Genomic DNA, 20,569 nt, shown 5'->3' on the forward strand with positions numbered 1-20,569 from the left:
GCGGTGCCGTGCGGGGTGGGACTCAAAGGGGCAGCCGTGAGCGGGGGGCAGGCGTTCACGAGAGCGGAGCTCTCGTGAGCCAATCAGAACGCTTTGCGTTCTGATGACGACGTAAGGACCGCAAGGAGGGAGCGGTAGCGACCGACTGAGGACCGCAGCGAGCGTGTCCCCCGCTCACGGTTGGGGCTTTGGAGGTCGTCGTCGCGGAGGAACGGATCACGTACAGCCGAACGACTGGTATTTTGGAGGTCGTCGTCGCGGAGGAACGGATCACGTACAGCCGAACGACTGGTGGTTTGGAGGTCGTTTGCGTTCGTGTGCTCTCGGCTATTTATAAAGGAGCGACCGGACCGGCAGATGTCCCCGCCGACGGTCCCGAGTCAATCGATCACAGCCGGTCCGTCCCGCCGCTATCCACGCCGCGATCCAGCCACGAGACGGCGATCGACTCGAACGGCGCGGAGTACTGCATCAGCGTCGTCCCGAGGATCGCCATCACGAGCACGTAGCCGACCGCGAACGCGTTGATCGTCTGCGCGAGCGCGGGGTCGAACGTCCCCGCCTGGGCCCCGGTCACGGCGACCGTCGCGATGATCAGCGAGAACTCCCCGCGGGTCGTCATCCCGAGCGCGACGCGGGTCGATCGCTTGGTGTCGAGGTCGAAGGCCCGCCCGGCGAAGAAGCCGGTGACGAGCTTCGTCGGCGTCGTCACGACCACCGCGAGCGCGATCAGCGCCGCCACGCCGCCGAACAGCAGCGGATCGGTGACGAGCCCGATCCAGAAGAAGAACACCGCCGCGAACGTGTCGCGGACGGGTTCGAGCAGCGTCTCGATCTCGTGGGCGTACTCGGTCGAGGCGAACGCCATCCCGACGAAGAAGGCGGCGACCGCCTCGCTGACGCCGAGCGCGAGCGCCGCGCCGGCGACGAGCACCACGGTCGCGATCGACCGGAGCGCGACGAACTCCGGGTTGCTCGTCGCCACCAGCCGGTCGAACGCGGGCGTGCCGAACTGGACCGCGGCCAGCAGCACGAGGATGAACGCGACCGCGATGCCGACGTCGGTCGCGGCCGCGGCCACGTCGCCGCCGCCGAGCACGAGCGCCGAGGCCACCGCGAGGTAGACGGCGATGAACAGGTCCTCGTAGACGAGGGTGCCGAGCAGCGGCTCCGCCTCGTCGTTGGCGATCCAGCCGAGGTCGATGAGCGACTTCGTGATCACCGCCGACGAGGAGATGTAGACGATGCCGGCGAGCAGGAACGCCGGGAGGAGCGCGCCGAAGACGAACCAGCCGAGGACGAGCCCGGCGCCGAAGTTCGCGAGGTCGATCGTCCCGGCGGTCCCGATCTGGCGCCGTCGGGCGAGCAGGCGGTCGAGGTTGAACTCCAGCCCGAGGAAAAACAGGAGGAAGACGATCCCGAGCTCCGCGCCGAGCGCGATGAACTCCGTCTCGGGGACGTAGACGGTCCCGACCGTCGGCAGCGCGAGCCGCCCGAGGACGAACTCCCCGAGCAGCATCCCGGCGACGATGTAGAAGGGGATCACGGACTGGCCGAGGCGGTTCGCGAGCCAGCCGGCGACCGCGACCGCGGCGAACATGACGCCGACGTCGAGCAGCGCCACTACCGGTCACCTCCGAAACGGGCGAGTCGAGAGGCCGCCCCGACCGCGTCTGACCGGCCGCTCATCCGGTGAGAAGCTCCTCGAACGCCGCGCAGTCCTCGGGCGTCCCGACGCCGATGACCGTGTCGCCCTCGCGGAGCGTGGTGTCGGCGCTCGGGCTCTCGACGACCTCGTCGCCGCGCTGCACCGCGACGACGACGAGCCCGGTCCGGTTGCCGATGTCCGCGCTCTCCAGCGTCTCGCCGATCAGCGGCGAGCCCGGCTGGAGCTCGTACCACTCCAAGAGGATACCGCCGGGCAGGGTCGTCTCCTGCGTGTCGGGCTCGACCGGCTGGAAGTACGCGCCCTCGACGATCGAGCCGATCGTCCGCGCGAGGTCGTCGCTGAACTCGAACACCTTCTCCGAGTCGGCGTCCGGGTCGGGCCGCCGGAACACCTCGCGTTTCCCCGTATTATGGATGACGACGACCATCTCGCCGTCGTCGAGGTCGATCTCGAACTTCTTTCCGACCCCCGGGAGGTCGGATTCGCGGATCGTCATACCGGGGAGGAGCGGTGCCAGCGTTATAGGTTTACACGTCGGACCCGCGTCTCGGGCGGCGGCCGGCAGTGACCCGGTCGCCGCCCGAGGCGCGACCGCCGCGCACCAAACGCTAAGTGGGGTGGGTCCGAGGTAGCGGATATGTGGCGCTCCCGGAAAAGCCGGGATCGGCGGACGGTAACCTGCATCGCGTGCGGGGACTCGCTGCTGCGCGAGGAGGCGCGCGAGTACGACAAGGAGGGCGACCGCTGGAACCGGCGCGACAAGGAGTTCGAGTACCTCTGTACCGACTGCGACGACGAGCTCTGCCACCAGCCCCGCGACGGGCTCGAGTCGCTGATCTGTTCCATCGAGACCGACGGCCTCTCGCGCGAGGAGTTCCTCGGCCGGTACGCCGACGCGGTCGGGACCGACGAGCGCGACGGCGCCGACGCGACCGGGTCCCGCGGCCGGTCCGACCGCGACGGGGACCCGTCGGACCGCGACCGGTAGCGCGCCGTCGTTTCGGCGGCCTCGGTCCGCCCCCCGACAGGCCTTTCTAACGGACCCGCGTTGGTCCCGGTATGTCAGACGACGAGCCGAAACCCGGGTCCGCCGAGGACCAAGGTCCCGTGACGATCACGGCGGAGCTGGCGGACCGCCTCGCCGAGAAGCGGGCGGACCTGTTCGAGGAGTTCGAGATCCCCGACGAGTTCCCGAACGAGGTCCTCCGCGAGGCCGAGACCCGGACCGAGGACGTGTACGAGGAGATCGAAGCCGAGATCGACGAGCGCGAGGACCTCCGCGAGCTGACGACGTGGACCACCGACCCGGTCGACGCGCAGGACTTCGACGACGCGATCTCCATCGAGCGCGAGGAGGGCGCCTACCGGCTGTGGGTCCACATCGCCGACGTCACCCACTACGTCACCCCGGACACCGCGATGTGGGAGGAGGCCGTGAAGCGGTCGAACACCGTCTACCTGCCCGACTACACGATCCACATGCTCCCGCCGGTGCTCGCCGAGACCGTCTGCTCGCTCGTCCCCAACGAGGACCGGCTCGCGCACACCGTCGAGATGGAGATCGACGACGAGACGCTCTCGTTCGAGGACATCGACATCTACAAGTCCGTCATCAACTCCGACGAGCGGCTCACCTACAAGCAGTGCGAGGAGCGGCTGGAGGACCCCTCTCTCCCGCTCGGCGAGGAGAACGAACTCGCCTTCGAGCTCGCCGACCGGATGCACGAGCAGCGCAAGGAGGACGGCTCGCTCGTGTTGAACCCGCGCCGCGACCGCGCGCACACCATCATCGAGGAGTCGATGCTGAAGGCGAACAAGGCGGTGACGCACACCCTGATGTGGGACCGCGGCGTCGAGGCGATGTACCGCGTCCACCCGCAGCCGACGCCCGACCAGTGGAGCGAGGCGCTCAAAGAGATCCAGGACCTCGACGGCGTCTCCATCCCCGGCGACGCGTGGGGCGACGACCCCCGCAAGGCGGTCAACGCCGCCTTAGAGGAATCGCCCGGGCGGCAGCTCAACAAGATCCAGCGCGCCGTGCTGAAGGTGATGCCGCGCGCGAAGTACATGAACGACCCGTTCGGCGGCCACCACGCGCTCAACTTCGACATCTACGGCCACTTCACCTCGCCTATCCGGCGGCTCTCGGACACGATCAACCACTGGATCGTCCACGAGAACGACGTGCCGGAGAATCTCGTGGAGCTGTGCGACCACGCCAGCGACCGACAGAAGGACGGCGAGACTGTCGAGCGACTCTACAAGCAGTTCCTCCAGGAGCAGGGGCTCGACCCCCACGCGGTGAACAACCGCGGGATCGAGGTCGTCGACGACGCCGAGGAAGCGAAACACACGGTGTAAGCGCTCCCTCGCCGCCCTCGGCGAAGCGTATAGACCGCCGGAGCCCCTACCCGCAGACATGACTCACCACGACAGCGACGAGAGCCGCGCCGCCGATCGGATCGCCGACCGAGACCGCTCGCGGGCCGAACGGGAGGCGGAGCGGGCCGCCACGGTCGGCGGCTTCACGGGGGCGGTCCTCGGCGCCCGCGGCGGTCCGATCGGCGCCGGAATCGGCGCCTTCCTCGGGGGATCGACCGGCTACGCCGTGGGCTACGCGCTGAGCGAACTGGAGGGGGAGCGCGGCGACCCCCACGAGACCACGCTCGACGACTACGCGACCGGCGACGGGCCGGGCCACGCGTCGGGGGACGACGGCGGCGACGGTCCCAGAGACGGGGGACCGGTGCGGATCGAGGTCGGCGAAGAGGCCGACGAGGACGGCGAAGGCGGCGAGGGCGACGACCACCAGCCCGAGGAGTGACGCGGGTCGGGGCGCGCGACCCCCGTCGTCAGTCCCGCCGAGTCGCGAACCGGGCTATCGCGGCCGCCGAGAGCGCGCCCATGGCCGCGATTCCCGCGAGCACGAAGAACAGTTCGCGGGGACCGGCGCGGGTGAGAACCCACCCCGCGAGCGCGGCGCCGAGCGAGCCGACGCCGAAGATACCGAGGTACGTGTAGCCGAACGAGATGCCGCGCGCCTCGCTCGGCGAGTAGGCCGCGACCGTCGCCTGCGAGAGCGGCTGGACCGTGAACAGCGCCACCCCGAGCGCGAGCGACACCGCGAGGAACGACGCGGTGGTCGCGCCGGCGGGAACGAAAAGCAGCGCGAGTGCCGCCAACACGGCCATGAGGATCATCAGTCCTCGCTCCGGGGGGATCCGGTCGGCGATCCGTCCACCGAGGTACTGCCCGAGCACGCCGACCATGAGGACGGCGACGTACAGGTACCGCGCGAGGTCGAACTCCTCGGCGTACGGGCTGTCGGGGTCGATCAGCCGGACGTCGACCAGCCCGCCGAGCGCGTCCCCGAGCAGGTCCGGCAGGAACGTGAGGAACGTCCGGTAGTAGAGCCCGCTGAACGTGACGAACGCGAACACGATCAGGAACCCGCCAGCGAGGAGGACCCGGGTGTCGTCGACGATCGTCGACGGCGACACCTCGCCTTTGGCGGCGTCGGGGGCGCCGCCGTCGTCGCCGTCGACGCCGCCATCGCTGTCGTCGCCGGCGCCGTTGCTGTCGCCGTCGCTGTCGCCGCCCCCGCCCCCATCGCCGCCGTCGGCGACCGCGGACTCCGGGAGCGCCGCGTCGACGTCGACGGTGGCTCCGTAGGCGGCGACGACGACCGCCGGGACCGTGAGCGCGACCGCGACGATCCGCCAGTCGAACGCCAAGAGGAGCAGCGCGGTCGCCAGCGGACCGAGCGCGATCCCGAGGTTCCCGCCGATCCCGTGGTAGCCGAGGGCGGTGCCGCGGCGGTCGACCGACTTGGAGATCAGCGACAGCCCCGCGGGGTGGTAGACGCTCGCGGTGACGCCCCACACGGCGATCGCGAACCCGAGCGCGGGGAGGGTCGGGGCGACGCTCACGAGGAGGAACGACGCCGCCATCCCCCCGAGACAGGCGAGGATGAGCGCCTTGGAGCCGAAGCGGTCGACAAGGATGCCGCCCGGGAGCGCGCCGACCCCGAACAGCCCGTAGCCGACCGTGGAGATGAGTCCGAGCGTGGCCGCGGTCGTCGAGAACTCCGCGATCCACACCGTCAGCAGGATCGGGATCGAGAGCTCGTAGGTGTGGACGAGCCCGTGCGAGCCGGCGGTGAAGGCCACGATCCGTCGCTCGGCGGCATCCATTACGCCGGCGTTCGCGGTGTCGCGGCATAGGTTCGGGGGTAGCCGCCGGGGTTGCCGCGAGCCGCGGGCGACGGCGTCGGTCGATTCAGTCCAGGTCCTCGGGCTGGGTCCCGACCCCCTCGGGCCAGCCCGTCGGCCGCGCCGCGGTGGGCTCGGCGTGCGAGCGCTTCAACACCATGGGGGTGCGCTCTAAGGAGAGCACGAGCTCGTCGTCCTGGTTGTACGCGCGCAGCTCGGTGGTGACGATGCCGACGTGGTCGCGGGAGTCGGACTCGCGCTTGTCGAGGACCTCCGACTCGGCGAACAGCGTGTCGCCGTGGAAGACGGGGGCGTGGTGGCGGATCTCGTCGTAGCCGAGGTTCGCCGTGGCGTTAGCGCTCACGTCGGCGACGCTCATCCCGACCGCGAGCGCGATGACGAAGGTGCCGTCGACGAGGCGCTCGCCGAACTCCGTCTCGGCGGCGTACGCCTCGTTGAAGTGCATCGGGTTGACGTTCATCGTGAGGTTGGTGAACCAGACGTTGTCCGTCTCCGTCACCGTCCGCCCGTAGGGGTGTTTGTAGACGTCGCCGACCGCGAAGTCCTCGTAGTACCGTCCCTCCCAGCCGCCGACGAGCCGGCGGTCGCGCGTCTCGGTGTCGCGAGTCATACCGAGTACCGACGACGACGGCCGTGAAAAAGGGGGTGCGTTCGCGGGGGTCGACGCCCGCCGCTACGCGAAGTTGAACGACGTGTACAGCAGCAGCCCGACGGAGACGACGGTGACCAGCACCAGCCAGCCGATCATGATCGCGCCCATCTGGCGATGCGAGAGGTTCTGTCCCTCGAGGATCTCGGAAACGCCCATGTCCCGACCGATTCGCCGAGAGTATTTAATGGCTTCCAAGAGTGCGACGCCGCCGCGCTCGCGGACTCCCCGTCCGTCGGCCGATGGCGGCCGCGAGCGCCGGCTACCACTCGGCGTACGCGAGGTAGTCGGTCCCCTCGTACGCGAGGAGCCACGTGCCGTAGGAGTCGTGTACGTCGACCCCGTCGCGGTCCCGGATCCGGTCGATCACCGACCGGAACGCCTCGTCGTCCTCGAAGTACGCGCCCTCGATCGCCTCCTCGACGACGGCGCGCTCGGCGTCGGAGAGCCCCGAGAGCGCGAACAGGTACCGGTCTCGCACCCGGTCGGCGAACGCCTCGACGTCGGGCGCGACCTCGGTCACCTCGTACCGGTACTCGCGCTCCGTCGCGGTGCGCGAGTCGACCTCGACGCGGTACCGCTCCCCGTCGCGAACGACCGCGTCGTACCGCTGGTCCGGGACGAACGCCGAGTCGTTTCCCACCTCCGCGGCGGTCCCGTAGTCGATCCCGACGGCCGTGTCGGGGTCCGGCGGGTCGTCCCCCGATAGGATCGGGCGGAGCCGCTCGCGGTCGGTCTCGGGGAGGTCCTCGTAGGCGACCTCGCGGAGCCCGTCGGTCGCGTCGTCGCCGGCCGCCTCGACCGTGACCGTGTAGACGGTCACCTCGCCGCTCCCGACTTGCGTCTCGCTCACCTCGTAGACGCGCCCGTCGACCCGGGCCGCGTCGACGTGGTCGAACAGCGCGGACCGGCCGCTTCGCGTGGCCGAGCCGTTGTCGCGGGCCGACGCGACGACCTCGTACGCCTCGGAGCCGGGTTCCGGCGCCGTCGACACCGAGTCCGCGATCGTCTCCGTCGTCGCCGCCTCGAAGTCGAGGACGACGGCGGGGTGGCCGCACCCGGCGAGAGAGACGGAGAGGAGGGCGGTTCCGGTCGCGAGGACCTGGCGGCGGTACATGTGTGAAAGTGACAACCACAGATACCGAAAGCGTTGCGGTTGGAGGGGGTCGGCGAAAAGGTCGGGATCGCCGATGCGTTGATCGACAAGTAGCCACACCGCTGCCTGTCGATCGCTGGCGGAGCGTTCATCCGATTCCGCCTCGGAGGAAGCTTCAAGAGCGCTCGTATACGACGTATACGTATGGGGACTCGCAACGTCCGGCTCGACGAGGACGTGTACGAGCGGATCAAAAGCGAGAAGCGGCCGGACGAGACGTTCTCCGAGGCCGTGGAACGGCTGATCGGCGGGTCGTCCCTGCTCGAACTGGCCGGAATCTTAAGCGACGAGGCGGCCGACGAGTTCCGGCGCGCTATCGACGAATCCGACGAGGCGGGCGCGCGGGAGATCGATGAGTTGGTCGACCGGTTCGACGGTGACGATGATACTTGATTCGTCGTTTCTCATCGATCTGATGAACGGCGACGACGCGGCGGTGGAAGCCGCACGCGAGATCGAGGCGAGCAGCGTTCCCCAGAAGGTTCCGGCACAGGTCGTGTACGAGCTATACGTCGGCGTCGGCTACTCTGAGAACGCCGCTCGGGAAGTCGAGAGCATCCGATCGGTGCTGGAGTCGCGCCCAGTCATCGACTTCACCGAGGACATCGCGAAACGCGCCGGGCGCCTCGATGGGCGGCTCCGACGCGAGGGCAGTCGCATCGGGCAGGGCGACGTCAGGATCGCTGCGACTGCGATACGTCACGACGAGCCGGTCATCACCGGGAATCCGAAGGATTTCAATCGAATTCCGGACGTGGACGTTCGCGAGTACTGAAACGGCGCCCGCGACGTTGCTCGCGATGCAAAAACGTGGACTCGCGGTACTACCGGATCACGGAATTCGGTCGCGCGTACCTCGCCGGCGGACTCACCGCGGACGATCTGGAGTAGCTACGCAATACCCAGCTCGCGGACCGCGTCCGCCGAGATCGTCACGTTGCGGTCGCCGAGCGTCACCGACTCGTCGGTCACTGTCGACAGGAACTCACGGAGTCCTTCGAGATAGTCTCTCGACCGCTTCTCCTGAATCACCATCGTCCGTTTCTCCGGATAGATCCTCGCTCGGTGGTCAATATAGATCCGGGCGAACGACCGCTGAACCGACTCGGGGGCATCCCAAACAGTCGACGGGAAGCTATCGAGAGTCACTTTGTCGCCGGCCGGTGCGCCCATCGTGACGAGGCACCGCCCGAGTACTGAACCGTCGGCCACGGGAATCACCTCGGTGGCGCGGCCGTCGGTGGTCCCGTGTCGAACGGTCGTCTCGACACCGACTCGCTCGAACGCCGCCTCAATCTCGTCAACTCCCACGCGTTGGCCGGTCGCCACCGCGGGGACAAACGTCTGATTCGTGATGCTACCACCGGCGAGGATGTGGGCGAGGAGCTCGACGAGCCCCGCGGCGGTGTCGCCGTCGGGATCGGGATCGAGCCATCCGTAGTCGATCGCGGTATGGATCCCGCGGACCGGGTCGGGGATCCCGTCGTTGAGCCAGCCGCGAACGCGAGACGGCGGTAGATCGAGGGCGTTGCCGACGCGAGTTCGGCCGTGTTTCGGGTGTTCCGCGGCGTACCCCTGAACGCGTCGGTAGTCGAGGACCTTCTCCCACGGGTCCGGATACTCTCGATCGCTGTAGGTGCGGGCGAGAGCTTGGGCCGTGGGCTGCATGGCTATCGTTTACACAGCAACGGATTTGACCTTGTGCATCTAATTTTCTCCGTTGATATTTATGGCACTAACTACATAAGCCAGGCCTACCTAGCGAGTAATAACCAGCTAACCGATCGGAACGGAGCGACCGTTCATCGGTGGATCGCTGGGTTCAAACTATGAAACCAAGCAACCTGTTCAATTCGGACGACCGTGCCGTGAGTCCCGTTATCGGGGTCATTCTCATGGTCGCAATTACCGTGATTCTGGCCGCCGTCATCGGGACGTTCGTGCTCGGGCTCGGCGACTCGCTCGGTGACAGTCAGCCGACAGCGCAATTAAATGCAGAGGCTCAAAATGGTGACTTGATTATTGAGCACAACGGTGGCGACGCAATCGGTGCTGAAGATCTGACTATCCAAGTTTCCACCGCAGCAAACGGTAGCACGGAAGTCTCTGGGTTGTTCGACAGTGAATTTGGTGTGGGTGACACTGCGAATGCCACCTATGATACTAACGACTCTGGTGCGACAGTGTCTGTAGATATTACTATCATTCACAACCCGAGCGATTCGATCCTGCTTGACCGCACAATCGATGCGAATGATGTTGACGGAACCGAGTTCGATGGACTGACCTGGTCCGTGTAATTCTAGGTTAGCTCATCTCCAATTATTTTTGATTCGGGTTCGGTATTCCAACCCGATCCCCGAAGTATTACACAGTTCTTGGATAGTTACCGGATCATACTGAGCACGCCCGTCACGAATATTCTCTTCACTGTCCGCGAGATGTGCAAGTGCAGCATCAATCACTACACTCATAAGCGGATCATCATCAAGACTGCTCGCCACAATCTCGCTCGCTTTTTCGAACTGTCGCTCGCGTTCGTCGGTGAGCTTGAGACTGGTCCAACCACTCATATATATACCTCCGTATGCACGGAGGGCGCAACCCCGTTGGTCTCGACCAACTGACTCAGTCCTGTTCTTATACTCTCGCGATCAACAACAGCGAACTGTGCTGGTTGCCTCGGGAATCTGTCTGATTTGATCTACCTTCTGCGGCTACAGTCAACGATGAAGTGCATAGATCGCGGATCGTGAATACATCTACTTCGAACCCCACGGGGTCGCATCGAGAACCCCCTTGCAGCGGGTTTCACCGAATCCCCTCCGGAAGATCCGGGATCGTTCCGTCCGCGACCGCCCGAACGACGTAGACCCCACGGCCGAGTCGCTGGACGTGCATTCGTTGTTTGGCCGGTATCTCTCCGTCGTCGAGCACTCCGTCCATCCCGAGCTCGCCCTTGTCGAGCGTCACGCGGGGCGTTCCGTCGCAGTCCACGAGCTTGCGTAGTGGCGACACCGACTCTCACAGACACGGTGGGGTACAGAATGCTACCGGCGTATCCACAGCGTACCCACGATCCGGGGTTTAATCATGACCACCGTGGCGCGCTCACGGGCATGGCGAAAATGGAAATGGACGCGATCGACGCATCGTTCGTCGTCGGCCTCGCGAGCGTCTTCATGATCGCCGGTCACACCCGGACGAAGACGGCGAAGTCGATTCGGCGGGTCGCGTCGTCAGCAATCAACAAGCCGAGCCGGTCGGATCCGTGGATTGCGCGGCTTCTCGAATCTGAGAGCGGCAAAGACGAGTTCGCGGAGGCGGGCGACTACAGGGGGCTCACCGACACGGCCGAGACGTATCCCGAGCACGAGGCGAGCGAGTTCGCGATCGTGATGGAGGACGACGAGGACGGCGACGACGCAGTCGACGCCGACGATCTGAAGCGACGGGAAGCGACGGGAAGCGATCGACAACGCGATCCGCGCGGTCAAGCGCCACGGCATGACCTACGCGGACGCAGACGACCTCGTGGGGTACTCCTCGGCGCGGGTCTCGGACCGGATCGCTGAGTACCGCGACGGCGACCACGGAGGATCGGTGAATGAGCTCGAAGCGTGAATCGTTGGACTGCAAGCCAGTTCACTCGTTCATTCACTCGCCCACACCGGCGCATACCTTATTTTATACGCGGACGATCCCGGCGGGGGGCGCGAATCCGCGCGGGGAGTTCGCGGTCGGATTCGATCGATCGACGTTCGACTCGCGTGGAGATCTCGAGTGCCAACCGCAACCCAAACAGATCGACCGATGAGCTACGATCCCGCGATCGTTGGCTACTACGGGAAGCTCGTCGAGACGTGGGTGGCCGACAACTATCCGATCGAACTCGACTATCCCGAGGTTGACGGGCTCAAGTTCGACGCGACCGGCGAGAGCGGTCGGCCGTGGGATGTGAAGGGCTCGATGGTCAACGGGGTCCGGCCGACGTTCAAGTTCTGGGAGGATCAACATCGGACGCTCGATCGTGAAGACGGTGGATATGTGCTTGTGTGGTATCGAGCAGAAGGTAGGAAGATAACCGTTGTGTCGTCGCGGACAGTCCGCGCTCGGGACTTAGAGATCACGAACTGGACGAATCCCGGTGAGACGCACTATCGGAGACATTCTCGGGGAGCGCAGATATTGGCAGACCGATTATATTTTTGAATTCTATGATATTATACACTTCCAAGAAGATCTCTGAAAACAGTCCAATTTACCAGAGCGAATGGTTAACAAAAAATCGGCTGGATTAGATATATATGTTTTAGCATATTGTCACTAATTAATGCTGGAGCAGATCCTCGCCGAACACGGTGGTCGAGTGGTAACAGGTCTATTTGCAGTGATTTCGGGAATCGTCGGTGTGGTTGGGACGTACGTTTACCAGACAAGGGTAGCTGATAAGAAAATTGAAGCGGGTAACAGACGAGCAGTAGCAGACTATTTCTTACAAAAAAAAGCAGACGGTCTGGTTAACCTTCTAGGTAGTACGGAGAAAGTCTACGCAAAAACCATAGAACGTGCAAGAATAGTCTCAGAGGGCAGAAAGCCCTCCGTCGAACAAACAGAAGAAGCAGTTGAAGCGCTATCTGAATTTGAGCGTGCTATCCGGATAAACCGGGTGTTTCTTGATCAGGAGGCAAATAAAAATGCGAAGCATATGCTCGATATGTGCCGAAGACATATTTTACATTCATCTTATAATCAGTTACCCAGTTACAGCCAAAACCCAGACGCTGAGGAATGGGAAGAGGTAAAACAGACATTTATTGATTTCAGAAGTTCCGTGAATTCAATTATTAATGAATCAATTATTGACTTTGATCAAGAACAAGAAACTGAGCAGAGCAAAGACACTGGAGGATAGGAGAGAATTTATTACTTGCCTACCATCCTCTTTGGCCATCTCTCCGTCATCTATTTACTCCCACTGGCGTGTGAACAGTTTATCACATGAGTCAAGCCACACTCGGCAGTGGCTCATACCGGAACTCGAACCTCTTCTCCGGGTACTACCTTGACGAGCGTGTCGACGACCTCGACGACTGGGAGTCCGACGACTTGGGGAACTACCTGGAGACGAAGGAGCGCGCTGAGGAGCTCGACGCGAAGATCGAACAGACGGACGCGCTGATCGACAAGATCGTGTATGAGCTGTACGGGCTGACCGACGAGGAGATCGAGATCGTCGAAGAGGCGGTCAGGGAGTAGGCGGTTTTCCGGGGGTTTCGTTGATCGACCGCGGAGGCGGTGGGGTATCTTAGAATCTGTGGCCTTAGCCACACCCCTAACCGCCAACCGACCCCCCGGCGTCGGTTCGGCGTCGACGAGGTGCTCGTCGAGTCCGAATCCGCACTTGTGTTGCGGTCGAGATCGTCACGAGCCCGCCGGTCGGGAGGGTCGATCGCGGCGAAAACCGTCGCAAAAAGAGGATCAGCGTAGTGTTGCCACTCACGAGGTGCCGTACTATCGGAGCGTCTGGCCTCTCCCCCACGCGCCCCGCACCGGCCGGATTTTCGGTTCCCACGTCGTCACAGTAGTGCGTCACCGCTTCCTCAAGCCGCCCCGGGTCGCGACCGGCGTCGCTCATGGCTCGAAATACGGACTCGCGGGGGTCCCGTGAACGGGACCACGCGAGGGAACGAACGAAGTGAGTGGACTCGCGGGGAAGGTTATGTACGGGTTTGCTGTGTCTTCTCTGTAACTTATCGGCCGTAGTGTCGATGGTAGCGTTCATGACTGACTGGGGATCTCGTCCTTCCGGACGGACATCTTCTCGCGGTTCGTTCGAACGTCGTAGTGGCGATACAGCACCTTCAGCGAGACGTTCATGCGCTCGCTGACGGCGTCGGGGTCGGTGCCGAGGCGCAGGTGTTCGGAGATCGCGGACCGGCGCCACGCGTGAGGGCCGCGTTTGACATCGCAGTAGCCGGGGTGTCGCGTCCCCTGGCACTCCTCGATGTCGCGATCGATCGGACACTCCCCGGTCATCTCGCAGGTCCGCGTGAGCCGGTAGCAGTTGTCCGTAATCGTCGTCTTGTGAATCCGACCGTTCCGAGTCGTTAGCAGCGGCTCGCGGCCGTGCTCGTCGGTCTTGTCGATCCGGCGGTCCGTGACGTAGTCCGCGACGATCTGGTACCACGTCGGACCGAGGTAGACCATCCGCTCGCCGTCGTTCCCGTTCTTGAGCTTCGTGCCCTCGTCCGGCCGGTGCCGGATGTCGATCGCGTCCTCCTCCGGTCGGAGGTCGCCCACGTCGAGGGAGTGCAGCGACCCGCGCCGCATCCCGGTGCGCCACAGGAGCGCGGCGAGCGCGTGATCGCGGCTCGCGTAGTCGTGCCGGTCCAGATACGCGAGGATCCGCTTCACGCGGTCCGGCTCGATCACCGTGTCCGAGGCCTCCGCGCCGTCGGGTAGCTCGGGTGCCTGAAGCTTCTCGGCGAGGCCCTCCCGGACGGCGTCCGTGTTGGCCGCCCACCGGAGGAACACGCGGATCGTCGAGAGCTGCTTTTGCAAGGTGATCGGCGCGATCTGGTCGCGGCGCCACGCGACGAAGTCCGACAGGTCGCGGCCCGTCAGGTCGTTGAGGTCGTCGATGCCGGCCTCTTCGCACCAATCGAGCCAGACGCCCATCCGGTGAACCGCGTTGTCGTAGGTCGCGTCCCGCCACCTCGGCGCCCGGTGTGCGAGGAAGCGGTCGGCGCCGTCCTCCGGCTCCATCGGGATCAGGTCGTTGTTCACGCCTCACCTCCGAGCTGGCTCTGGTCGTCGGCGAGTCGACGGCCGCGTTCGGGCTCGATTTCGCGAAAGTCGTCGGCCCAGTCCTCCATCTCGGCGCGCAGCTCGGCGACGCGCTGGGTCAGGATCTCCAGCGTCGGCGCCGTCACCTTCGTCGTGATCTTGTCCCGGTCGTTGGTGCCGGTTCCGCGAGTGATCACGACCTTCGTCTCGAACAGCTCCTCGTCGTCGCTCACGGCGTGACCGCCCCCGTTGCGACGGTGTGACCGTCTTCCTTGCGGTCGTGGGCGTCGACGGCGCGATCGGCGGCCGCTTCCGAGGGTGCGATCCCCTCGAAGCAGCAATCGCGACAGACGACGTGAACTCGGGTCATGCAACCACCTCGCCGGTCTTGAACTCGGTGCCTGAGATCCCGGCCTGCCGGCGCGCCATGTCGACGAGCGCCGCGTCCGTCGCGGTCACGTCGGCCTCGACGTCCTCGGTGTGCGTCCCGCGGTCGGACCGCAGTTTGACGGTCGCGGACCGGCTCATCTCCGGCCCTCCACCGCCTGCCTGACAGTCGCGCCGTCGACGCGGCCCGCGAGCACGTCCCGAGCGTCGAAGTGCGACGCCGCTCTTCTGTCGCCGGATTTTTGACCCGCGCTCTCCTCGTTCTGGCCGGGGCTGCTGGGGATCTCAGTGGAATGGGACATTAAGCGGCCCCCTCATCGACTTCGATTTCTACGAACGACTCGCCGCCGATAGCGCCGCGGTTACGCGGATCGCACTCCGAGGGGTCGTTCGCGAACTGTTCGACGTAGAGATCGAGCGCTTCCCGAACGACCTCCGAGGGCGTCACCGGATCACCGGGGCGCGACAATTCAAACGCGATCTGGTTAACCTCCATTTTCCGGCGATCTGAAAGCTGTACGTTTATTCGAGTCCGCTGTTGGCCGCCTTGGTTGGCTTGTGCCATGCAAGACCTCCGTAACACTGTATTACAATAAAACTGGTGTATAGTGATTCAATAACACATATTCATAACACCAATATTACGGTGTTACAGTCTCACCTGAATACATGGGACAGACAAGCCTCCGGCTTGATGACGAGTTAGAGGCTCAAATCGAGTCCGAGCTATCCTACGGGGACAGTAAGAGCGAGTGGATCCGGCACGCAATCAAAATGCGCCAACAAGTTGATCCCATCCTAGACGAGGCCTACGAGTCTTACCAGCGGGAGGAGCGGCTTGAACTCGTCGAGGCGGCCGTGCGGAAGGAGGTCGATCGGCGAAAGCGCGAAGTCGGCAACGGCAACGGAGGGGGCGGTCGGTGACCCTCACCGAAGCCTATCGCGAGGATCTCCGCGAGTTGGTCGACCTCCTCGGCGAGCGCGGCGTCTTCCGCCCCGGTGAGCGCGAGGCGTGGATGGAGGGAGTCGAGGAGGCAGACCACTACTCGACGCTGAAGTACACGAACGAGTCGCTGCTAGAGGCGATGAGCGAGCGCGACGGCGTCGACGAAGTGATCACCGAGCATACCAACCCCGAAACGAAGCAGTTTGTGTGATATATCTTGACCGAAAGTATCTGGGAAAATTACCATTCTACCCAGATTCTCCTTTCATCGAAGAGGAATATTATTTTGTGGTGATGAAGAACTCACGTCTGACCAAATATACGGAGGGCGTTACTGAAGGCTCAAGATACAAACCTAAATGGTTGTCAGATGTAGTCTACGTCTCGGTTTGGATGTACTTTTTACACCATATTTCACTTATACTTTACTCGACAGAAATTGCTTCATTCACGATTGCAGTGTGGCTCGCAAATACTGGATCACTCTATTATGCCATTTTTGTGGGTGTAATCGGTGCTATAGTAACATCAAAGATTTCTCAGATACAAACAGTGGTGAAATCTCTTAGTATCGCCGATTCGAAAGTTCAAGAGCACAAAAGAGAGCGAGAGGACGAAAAAAGACGAAAGAGACGAATGAGGTGATCTTGCCTCTGATTACTCTCTCTGCTATGGTTCTCCAGAACGCCGAGAGCGCCGCGTGAGCGGCGCGCGTCTACTCCGAGGGTCTGACTGCATCCGTGAGCGGCGCGACTCGCGTCGACGCCAGCCACGCCCCCGTCTGCACCTCTCGTAGCTCTTGCCCCTCTCGCCCGCCCGGCCGCTTGTCCATCGTCACCGCGTGGTCGGCGTCGACGGCCGGCGGGTGGTCGGGCGCGACCTCCCAGCTCGCGAGACAGACGAATGGGTACCGCATCACTCCCCCCGCTCCTCGATCCGCTTCACGATCGGGTAGACGAAGCGCGTCCAGAGTTCATCGAGCGGCGTCGGGAGCACGGTCGCATGCTCGATCGCGTCGTCGATGGAGACGAGCCAGCCGAGCCCGCCGAACGCCAACGACACGAGCGTCAGCGCCGCGCCGATCGTCGGGTAGTAGGGCCAGATCGAGGCGAACGCGAAGATCGCGCCGCCGCCGGCGACGAGCTGCATCAGCATCCCGAGGTACATGTGGTGCGGCGCGAACACGGCGCCGTCCGGCTCGTCCTCGGGGTCGAACAGGTCACTCATCGGTCGCGCCCTCCTCGACGCCCTCGCTCGCCGCTTCGAGCGCCTCGGTCTCCTCCATCCCCGGCGGGGGCTTGTAGGGCAGCTTCGAGGCGACCACGCGGCCGAACCCCTGCAACCGCTCGCCAGCGTATCCGCCCGGCGTGAACGTGCCGGCGATGTAGGCGATCAGGACGGCCGCGGCCGCCGGGAGGTTCCCGCCGACCGAGCCGCCGATAGCGTCGATCACAGCAGGCCCTCCTCTTCAAGCGCCTCCTCGTGCTTCGAGACCTTCGGCACGAGACCGTTCCACTCGTCGATGTTGTCGGCGCCGTAGAGCGCCCGCTCGTGCCGCTTCACGGCCCGGTACATCCCGAACGCCGACCCGGCCGTGACGATCGCGGCCGTCGCCGTCACCGTCGCCGCCGCCGGAACGAGGATCCCGCCCGTCACGCCGGGACCACCCCGCCGACCACCGACCAGAGCGGCCGCGTGTAGGTGTAGGCGACCCCGGCGAGCACGACCGAGCCGAGGCCCCACGCCCAGAGCGGCACGACCTCCCAGATCCGATCGAGCACCGAGAGGCCCGCGTCGGCCGCTGCGTCGGCGGCGTCGTCGACGTTGTCGGAGTGGGCCTCGGTCCACGTGAGTCCGCCCACGTCGGGCGTCGCGGTCGGGTCCTCGTCGACGTCGGCGCCGGTCGCGTCGGTCGCGGGCGCCGTGCCGGCGACGTTCCCCGTGTCCACGTCGATCGTGGAGCCCTCACCGGCGCTCGTGAGTTCCTCGCCGTCGAGGCGGCCGCTGCGGCGCTCGAACTCCTCCGGGAGCCGGGTGAGGCGCTCCCACGCCGTCATCTCTTCCCACTCCGCATCGGTCCAGGGCTCGCTCTCGCTCATCCGTTCGACTCCATGTAGTAGAGCGCGCCGCCGCCAGCCGCGAGCAGCGCGACACCCCCGAGCACCGGCGTCAGCCCACCGCCGTCGGACGACCCGCCGAGCTGGTCGGGGACGGGTAGCGACTCCATCAGCGCGCCCATGTCCTCCTCGAAGGCCGCCCGCTGCTCGGCGAGCGCGTTGTTGATCTGTTCCTCCACACCGGCGTTCGGGTCCTCCTGAGCCTGCGCCCATTCGTCATCCTCGGGGTCGACGCGCCCGCCGCCGGTGACGTCGGATGCATCGCCGCTGTCGCTCTCCCAGTTAGTCGGGTCCTGTCGCGGGTCGTTGAGGTAGTCGTCGGCCTCGGACGAATCCTGCACGTTATCGCTGCTGTCGTCGTCACCCCACCCGCTACCGCCGCTGTCATCGTCCACGGTCCCGCCGCCGGTCACGTCCTCGGAGTCGCCGCTGTCGCTGTCCCAATTGTCCGGGTCCTGACGCGGGTCGTTCAGATAGTCGTCCGAATCCGAGGAGTCCGTCACCGTCGACGTGCTCCCGCCGTCGTCGTCACTGCTGTCGTCGTCTCCCCACCCACTCCCGCCGCTGTCGTCGTCCACGGTCCCGCCGCCGGTCACGTCCTCGGAGTCCCCGCTGTCGCTCTCCCAGTTGTCCGAATCGGTTCGTGGGTCCGAATACTCGTAATCGCTGCTGTCCGTGACTGTCGAACCGCTCGACGTCCCGCCGCCGTCGTCGTCGTCATCACTCCCCCAGTCCGTGCTCCCGAAGTCGTCCGGGTCGTCGCTCACGTCGTAACTGCTCCCGCTGTCGTCATCGTCGTCCATCGCATCCGCGAGGTTGACGGTTCCGCCGTCGATCACCATCTCAGGCCACCCCCGCGCTGCCGCTGTTCAGACCGCCCGGTTCACCGCCGATCGTGGTTGTGTCTTTTTCGTACATCTTACTGTGTTACGTCCTCGGCGGTCAGAACCTCCCAGATCACCGCGAGCGCCGTCTCGGTGTCACCCGAATCATAGGCGTCTCGGTCTGCTCTGTTGTATATCATCGTGTCTAAATCAGGCACTCAGGTCATAATCGACGTAATCGATCGTGTCGTCCGGACCACCGTCTCCGTTTCCGTTGGTCGATCGGATTATGACCTCGACCACTTCCCCCGCCTCGGTGTTCATCGAGACGGAACCACTCTTTATCTCAAACGTATCATCGGCGGTGAATATCACACCGTCCTGTGATACGCTGTTGTAGCTTTCCAGCCGTATACCGGCTCCGGGGTGGTTGTCGGGGTATCCACCGTCAGACCGGCCACGAGCGTCGTAGGTGGCACTTATCTGACTCCCGTCCGAGAGGACGTTAAACGTCTTGAATGTCTGTGATCCGTCGATGTAATCCCCTCCGGGGACCTGATCGCTGTAATTCTTTTTCGGGCCAAATGCGGCGGCAGCAGCCTCGGAGTCGGTGTACCGGCTGTGCGTGTCGCTCTCAGGGTTGTAGTCGGTCGCCTCGAACAGCCCGGTAACGTCTCCCGTCCGGCCGTTCACCGACTGAAGCGGCGCGAGGTCGGACACGCGGCCGTCGCTCCGGTGGTCGCCCTCGGTCACGTCCGACAGATCCGTGTGCGACCCGCTGCCGGCGACCGCCGCGTGAGTGAAGTGCGTGTCTTCACCGACCCCCGAAAGTTGCGAGTGGTCCGTAACGGTCTGCTCTGTCCACTCTGTACCGGTGTAGACGTAAGCGGCATCTTCATCGAGGTGATACAGGCTCTCCCCCTCCTCCGCGTCGGACGGGTAGAAGGTCTCTACGTAGTCGTATCCGCCGCCACCGCCCGATGAGATGGACGTCATGGGTCCACCTCGAAGGTGACGATCACACCGTCGCCAGCGGTCGGCGTTCGGACGTGGATCAGCGAGGTGTCCGTCACCTCGAACCCACGACCGTCACCGACGCCAGTTAGCGCCGCCTTCTGCGTGTTCTCGTCCCCGACGTAGGCGTTTCCGCTGTTCGCCTCGCGGTACTCAACGAGCACCGTCACGCCGTGCGGAACGTCGATCGACGGGAGCGGCTCGGCGGTCGTGCTGTCCGTCGTGTACTCGATCTGCGAGAGGCCGCCGTAGTTCTCGCTCGCCTCGGCGATCCGCTGCTGCTGGTTCTCCGTTGCCGGGGAGACCTGTTCGCCCTGCTCGTTCTGCACCTTCCGAATCTGCTGAACCTCCGTGTTCGTGTCTAGTCCCATTATTCACCGCCTCCCGTCTTCTCGAAACCGATTGGCTGCACGGTGTACCGGCGCCGCGCGTCGCTCAGGTTCGTTACCTCGCAGGTGAGCGAGCTGCTGAACGAGTAGGCCGGGGCGAACGTGATCGCCTTGTCGTCGACGTCCGTCGGCGGGACGGCCGACTCGGGATAGATCAGCTCCGAGTCGTCGACGGTCGCCTTGTAGACGCTCTCGGGATGCTTCGAGATCGCGAGGATCGGCAGCACGAACCCTCCGCCCGTCCGCTGTTTCGCTTCGTAGGTGACCGTCGCTCGGTCACCTGGATCGAGCGTCACGGTCTCGGGCTGGTTGAGCGGCCGGTCGTCTGCGGCCGGGGCGGGGATGCTATCCATCGCTATCCTCCCCCAGTACCTCACTCCGGAGCCGCTCGATCTCC

At 64.6% G+C, this 20,569-nt stretch carries 37 protein-coding genes; 13 read left to right on the forward strand and 24 right to left on the reverse strand.

Annotation, left to right across the window (positions count from 1 at the left end):
- Nucleotides 1-388: 388 nt before the first annotated feature.
- Nucleotides 389-1,624: a cation:proton antiporter gene (locus tag Hrr1229_RS05565; protein ID WP_123113810.1), complete on the reverse strand. Its 1,236-nt coding sequence runs from the start codon at nucleotides 1,622-1,624 to the stop codon at nucleotides 389-391.
- A gap of 61 nt (nucleotides 1,625-1,685) precedes the next feature.
- Nucleotides 1,686-2,165 (reverse strand): TrkA C-terminal domain-containing protein, encoded by a 480-nt coding sequence (locus Hrr1229_RS05570; protein WP_123113809.1) that lies wholly within the window; start codon nucleotides 2,163-2,165, stop codon nucleotides 1,686-1,688.
- A 141-nt stretch (nucleotides 2,166-2,306) separates the two neighbouring features.
- On the opposite strand from Hrr1229_RS05570, the gene Hrr1229_RS05575 reads away from it, so the two are divergent.
- From Hrr1229_RS05575 to Hrr1229_RS05585, 3 genes are all read left to right on the forward strand, one after another.
- Complete coding sequence (locus tag Hrr1229_RS05575; protein WP_123113808.1) at nucleotides 2,307-2,657, forward strand: hypothetical protein; 351 nt, start codon at nucleotides 2,307-2,309, stop codon at nucleotides 2,655-2,657.
- 71 nt (nucleotides 2,658-2,728) lie between these two features.
- On the forward strand, nucleotides 2,729-4,030 hold the full coding sequence (locus Hrr1229_RS05580; RefSeq protein ID WP_123113807.1) for a ribonuclease R family protein: 1,302 nt from the start codon (nucleotides 2,729-2,731) through the stop codon (nucleotides 4,028-4,030).
- Nucleotides 4,031-4,088: 58 nt separating this feature from the next.
- Nucleotides 4,089-4,493 (forward strand): hypothetical protein, encoded by a 405-nt coding sequence (locus Hrr1229_RS05585; protein ID WP_123113806.1) that lies wholly within the window; start codon nucleotides 4,089-4,091, stop codon nucleotides 4,491-4,493.
- A gap of 28 nt (nucleotides 4,494-4,521) precedes the next feature.
- Here Hrr1229_RS05585 and Hrr1229_RS05590 read toward each other — a convergent pair whose 3' ends face one another.
- The 4 genes from Hrr1229_RS05590 to Hrr1229_RS05600 form a co-directional block, all read right to left on the reverse strand.
- Nucleotides 4,522-5,862 carry an MFS transporter gene (locus Hrr1229_RS05590; protein WP_123113805.1) on the reverse strand — a complete coding sequence of 447 codons (1,341 nt, stop codon included), beginning with the start codon at nucleotides 5,860-5,862 and terminating at the stop codon, nucleotides 4,522-4,524.
- A gap of 85 nt (nucleotides 5,863-5,947) precedes the next feature.
- Nucleotides 5,948-6,511: a MaoC family dehydratase gene (locus Hrr1229_RS05595; protein ID WP_123113804.1), complete on the reverse strand. Its 564-nt coding sequence runs from the start codon at nucleotides 6,509-6,511 to the stop codon at nucleotides 5,948-5,950.
- Nucleotides 6,512-6,574: 63 nt separating this feature from the next.
- A complete protein-coding gene (locus Hrr1229_RS18135; protein WP_255212565.1) occupies nucleotides 6,575-6,709 on the reverse strand; it encodes a hypothetical protein in 135 nt (44 codons plus the stop codon).
- Nucleotides 6,710-6,812: 103 nt separating this feature from the next.
- A complete protein-coding gene (locus Hrr1229_RS05600; RefSeq protein WP_123113803.1) occupies nucleotides 6,813-7,667 on the reverse strand; it encodes a hypothetical protein in 855 nt (284 codons plus the stop codon).
- A gap of 183 nt (nucleotides 7,668-7,850) precedes the next feature.
- Between Hrr1229_RS05600 and Hrr1229_RS05605 the strand changes: the two genes are divergently transcribed.
- Both Hrr1229_RS05605 and Hrr1229_RS05610 read left to right on the forward strand, forming a co-directional pair.
- Entirely contained in the window at nucleotides 7,851-8,099 is a 249-nt protein-coding gene (locus Hrr1229_RS05605) for an antitoxin VapB family protein (protein WP_123113802.1), read from the forward strand.
- Between the two features lie 22 nt (nucleotides 8,100-8,121).
- Nucleotides 8,122-8,481 (forward strand): type II toxin-antitoxin system VapC family toxin, encoded by a 360-nt coding sequence (locus tag Hrr1229_RS05610; protein ID WP_255212566.1) that lies wholly within the window; start codon nucleotides 8,122-8,124, stop codon nucleotides 8,479-8,481.
- A gap of 116 nt (nucleotides 8,482-8,597) precedes the next feature.
- On the opposite strand, the gene Hrr1229_RS05615 is transcribed toward Hrr1229_RS05610, so the two are convergent.
- Entirely contained in the window at nucleotides 8,598-9,374 is a 777-nt protein-coding gene (locus Hrr1229_RS05615; protein WP_123113800.1) for a hypothetical protein, read from the reverse strand.
- 161 nt (nucleotides 9,375-9,535) lie between these two features.
- Here Hrr1229_RS05615 and Hrr1229_RS05620 point away from each other — a divergent pair, with 161 nt between their 5' ends.
- Nucleotides 9,536-10,006 carry a type IV pilin N-terminal domain-containing protein gene (locus tag Hrr1229_RS05620; protein ID WP_123113799.1) on the forward strand — a complete coding sequence of 157 codons (471 nt, stop codon included), beginning with the start codon at nucleotides 9,536-9,538 and terminating at the stop codon, nucleotides 10,004-10,006.
- A 12-nt stretch (nucleotides 10,007-10,018) separates the two neighbouring features.
- On the opposite strand, the gene Hrr1229_RS05625 is transcribed toward Hrr1229_RS05620, so the two are convergent.
- Both Hrr1229_RS05625 and Hrr1229_RS05630 read right to left on the reverse strand, forming a co-directional pair.
- The gene (locus Hrr1229_RS05625; RefSeq protein WP_123113798.1) at nucleotides 10,019-10,279 is read right to left on the reverse strand and encodes a hypothetical protein; all 261 of its coding nucleotides are present in this window, start codon (nucleotides 10,277-10,279) and stop codon (nucleotides 10,019-10,021) included.
- A 238-nt stretch (nucleotides 10,280-10,517) separates the two neighbouring features.
- The gene (locus tag Hrr1229_RS05630; RefSeq protein WP_255212567.1) at nucleotides 10,518-10,679 is read right to left on the reverse strand and encodes a hypothetical protein; all 162 of its coding nucleotides are present in this window, start codon (nucleotides 10,677-10,679) and stop codon (nucleotides 10,518-10,520) included.
- A gap of 146 nt (nucleotides 10,680-10,825) precedes the next feature.
- Between Hrr1229_RS05630 and Hrr1229_RS05635 the strand changes: the two genes are divergently transcribed.
- The 4 genes from Hrr1229_RS05635 to Hrr1229_RS18140 all read left to right on the forward strand — a co-directional run bounded on the left by Hrr1229_RS05635 (nucleotide 10,826) and on the right by Hrr1229_RS18140 (nucleotide 12,965).
- The gene (locus Hrr1229_RS05635) at nucleotides 10,826-11,281 is read left to right on the forward strand and encodes a hypothetical protein (protein WP_123113796.1); all 456 of its coding nucleotides are present in this window, start codon (nucleotides 10,826-10,828) and stop codon (nucleotides 11,279-11,281) included.
- Nucleotides 11,282-11,519: 238 nt separating this feature from the next.
- Entirely contained in the window at nucleotides 11,520-11,918 is a 399-nt protein-coding gene (locus Hrr1229_RS05640) for a hypothetical protein (protein ID WP_123113795.1), read from the forward strand.
- A gap of 121 nt (nucleotides 11,919-12,039) precedes the next feature.
- Nucleotides 12,040-12,621: a hypothetical protein gene (locus tag Hrr1229_RS05645; RefSeq protein WP_148041762.1), complete on the forward strand. Its 582-nt coding sequence runs from the start codon at nucleotides 12,040-12,042 to the stop codon at nucleotides 12,619-12,621.
- An 86-nt stretch (nucleotides 12,622-12,707) separates the two neighbouring features.
- A complete protein-coding gene (locus tag Hrr1229_RS18140; RefSeq protein ID WP_255212568.1) occupies nucleotides 12,708-12,965 on the forward strand; it encodes a hypothetical protein in 258 nt (85 codons plus the stop codon).
- 522 nt (nucleotides 12,966-13,487) lie between these two features.
- Here Hrr1229_RS18140 and Hrr1229_RS05655 read toward each other — a convergent pair.
- Genes Hrr1229_RS05655 through Hrr1229_RS05680 form a run of 6 tightly spaced genes read right to left on the reverse strand, consistent with a single transcriptional unit; the run spans nucleotide 13,488 to nucleotide 15,447 of the window.
- Nucleotides 13,488-14,495, reverse strand: a complete 1,008-nt coding sequence (locus Hrr1229_RS05655; RefSeq protein WP_176329369.1) for a tyrosine-type recombinase/integrase — start codon at nucleotides 14,493-14,495, stop codon at nucleotides 13,488-13,490.
- Nucleotides 14,492-14,728, reverse strand: a complete 237-nt coding sequence (locus Hrr1229_RS05660) for a hypothetical protein (protein ID WP_123113794.1) — start codon at nucleotides 14,726-14,728, stop codon at nucleotides 14,492-14,494. Before Hrr1229_RS05660 ends, Hrr1229_RS05655 begins: the two co-directional genes overlap by 4 nt.
- Nucleotides 14,725-14,865, reverse strand: a complete 141-nt coding sequence (locus Hrr1229_RS05665) for a hypothetical protein (protein ID WP_158606078.1) — start codon at nucleotides 14,863-14,865, stop codon at nucleotides 14,725-14,727. Before Hrr1229_RS05665 ends, Hrr1229_RS05660 begins: the two co-directional genes overlap by 4 nt.
- Nucleotides 14,862-15,023: a hypothetical protein gene (locus tag Hrr1229_RS05670; RefSeq protein ID WP_158606077.1), complete on the reverse strand. Its 162-nt coding sequence runs from the start codon at nucleotides 15,021-15,023 to the stop codon at nucleotides 14,862-14,864. Before Hrr1229_RS05670 ends, Hrr1229_RS05665 begins: the two co-directional genes overlap by 4 nt.
- Nucleotides 15,020-15,184 carry a hypothetical protein gene (locus Hrr1229_RS05675; protein ID WP_158606076.1) on the reverse strand — a complete coding sequence of 55 codons (165 nt, stop codon included), beginning with the start codon at nucleotides 15,182-15,184 and terminating at the stop codon, nucleotides 15,020-15,022. Before Hrr1229_RS05675 ends, Hrr1229_RS05670 begins: the two co-directional genes overlap by 4 nt.
- Nucleotides 15,184-15,447 (reverse strand): guanine nucleotide-binding protein subunit gamma, encoded by a 264-nt coding sequence (locus Hrr1229_RS05680; RefSeq protein WP_148041761.1) that lies wholly within the window; start codon nucleotides 15,445-15,447, stop codon nucleotides 15,184-15,186. The genes Hrr1229_RS05675 and Hrr1229_RS05680 overlap by 1 nt, the downstream gene beginning before the upstream one ends.
- 104 nt (nucleotides 15,448-15,551) lie before the next feature.
- On the opposite strand from Hrr1229_RS05680, the gene Hrr1229_RS05685 reads away from it, so the two are divergent.
- The 3 genes from Hrr1229_RS05685 to Hrr1229_RS05695 are packed head-to-tail and all read left to right on the forward strand — an operon-like array spanning nucleotide 15,552 to nucleotide 16,473.
- Complete coding sequence (locus Hrr1229_RS05685) at nucleotides 15,552-15,806, forward strand: hypothetical protein (RefSeq protein ID WP_123113792.1); 255 nt, start codon at nucleotides 15,552-15,554, stop codon at nucleotides 15,804-15,806.
- The gene (locus tag Hrr1229_RS05690) at nucleotides 15,803-16,039 is read left to right on the forward strand and encodes a hypothetical protein (protein WP_123113791.1); all 237 of its coding nucleotides are present in this window, start codon (nucleotides 15,803-15,805) and stop codon (nucleotides 16,037-16,039) included. Before Hrr1229_RS05685 ends, Hrr1229_RS05690 begins: the two co-directional genes overlap by 4 nt.
- Nucleotides 16,036-16,473: a hypothetical protein gene (locus Hrr1229_RS05695; protein WP_148041760.1), complete on the forward strand. Its 438-nt coding sequence runs from the start codon at nucleotides 16,036-16,038 to the stop codon at nucleotides 16,471-16,473. The genes Hrr1229_RS05690 and Hrr1229_RS05695 overlap by 4 nt, the downstream gene beginning before the upstream one ends.
- A 70-nt stretch (nucleotides 16,474-16,543) precedes the next feature.
- Here the strand turns inward: Hrr1229_RS05695 and Hrr1229_RS05700 are convergent, their stop codons facing one another.
- The 9 genes from Hrr1229_RS05700 to Hrr1229_RS05740 all read right to left on the reverse strand — a co-directional run bounded on the left by Hrr1229_RS05700 (nucleotide 16,544) and on the right by Hrr1229_RS05740 (nucleotide 20,525).
- Nucleotides 16,544-16,744, reverse strand: coding sequence for a hypothetical protein (locus Hrr1229_RS05700; protein ID WP_123113790.1), 201 nt, complete (start codon nucleotides 16,742-16,744; stop codon nucleotides 16,544-16,546).
- Nucleotides 16,744-17,055, reverse strand: coding sequence for a hypothetical protein (locus tag Hrr1229_RS05705; RefSeq protein ID WP_123113789.1), 312 nt, complete (start codon nucleotides 17,053-17,055; stop codon nucleotides 16,744-16,746). The genes Hrr1229_RS05700 and Hrr1229_RS05705 overlap by 1 nt, the downstream gene beginning before the upstream one ends.
- Entirely contained in the window at nucleotides 17,048-17,281 is a 234-nt protein-coding gene (locus Hrr1229_RS05710; RefSeq protein ID WP_217920703.1) for a hypothetical protein, read from the reverse strand. The genes Hrr1229_RS05705 and Hrr1229_RS05710 overlap by 8 nt, the downstream gene beginning before the upstream one ends.
- A complete protein-coding gene (locus tag Hrr1229_RS05715; protein ID WP_123113788.1) occupies nucleotides 17,278-17,484 on the reverse strand; it encodes a hypothetical protein in 207 nt (68 codons plus the stop codon). Before Hrr1229_RS05715 ends, Hrr1229_RS05710 begins: the two co-directional genes overlap by 4 nt.
- Complete coding sequence (locus Hrr1229_RS05720) at nucleotides 17,481-17,927, reverse strand: hypothetical protein (protein ID WP_123113787.1); 447 nt, start codon at nucleotides 17,925-17,927, stop codon at nucleotides 17,481-17,483. Before Hrr1229_RS05720 ends, Hrr1229_RS05715 begins: the two co-directional genes overlap by 4 nt.
- A complete protein-coding gene (locus Hrr1229_RS05725) occupies nucleotides 17,924-18,787 on the reverse strand; it encodes a hypothetical protein (protein WP_123113786.1) in 864 nt (287 codons plus the stop codon). Before Hrr1229_RS05725 ends, Hrr1229_RS05720 begins: the two co-directional genes overlap by 4 nt.
- A 192-nt stretch (nucleotides 18,788-18,979) precedes the next feature.
- Entirely contained in the window at nucleotides 18,980-19,765 is a 786-nt protein-coding gene (locus tag Hrr1229_RS05730; protein WP_123113785.1) for a hypothetical protein, read from the reverse strand.
- On the reverse strand, nucleotides 19,762-20,154 hold the full coding sequence (locus Hrr1229_RS05735; protein ID WP_123113784.1) for a hypothetical protein: 393 nt from the start codon (nucleotides 20,152-20,154) through the stop codon (nucleotides 19,762-19,764). The genes Hrr1229_RS05730 and Hrr1229_RS05735 overlap by 4 nt, the downstream gene beginning before the upstream one ends.
- The gene (locus Hrr1229_RS05740) at nucleotides 20,154-20,525 is read right to left on the reverse strand and encodes a hypothetical protein (RefSeq protein WP_123113783.1); all 372 of its coding nucleotides are present in this window, start codon (nucleotides 20,523-20,525) and stop codon (nucleotides 20,154-20,156) included. Before Hrr1229_RS05740 ends, Hrr1229_RS05735 begins: the two co-directional genes overlap by 1 nt.
- Nucleotides 20,526-20,569: the final 44 nt, after the last annotated feature.

Origin of the sequence: Halorubrum sp. CBA1229 (assembly GCF_003721435.2) — an archaeon.
Lineage (GTDB): Archaea > Halobacteriota > Halobacteria > Halobacteriales > Haloferacaceae > Halorubrum.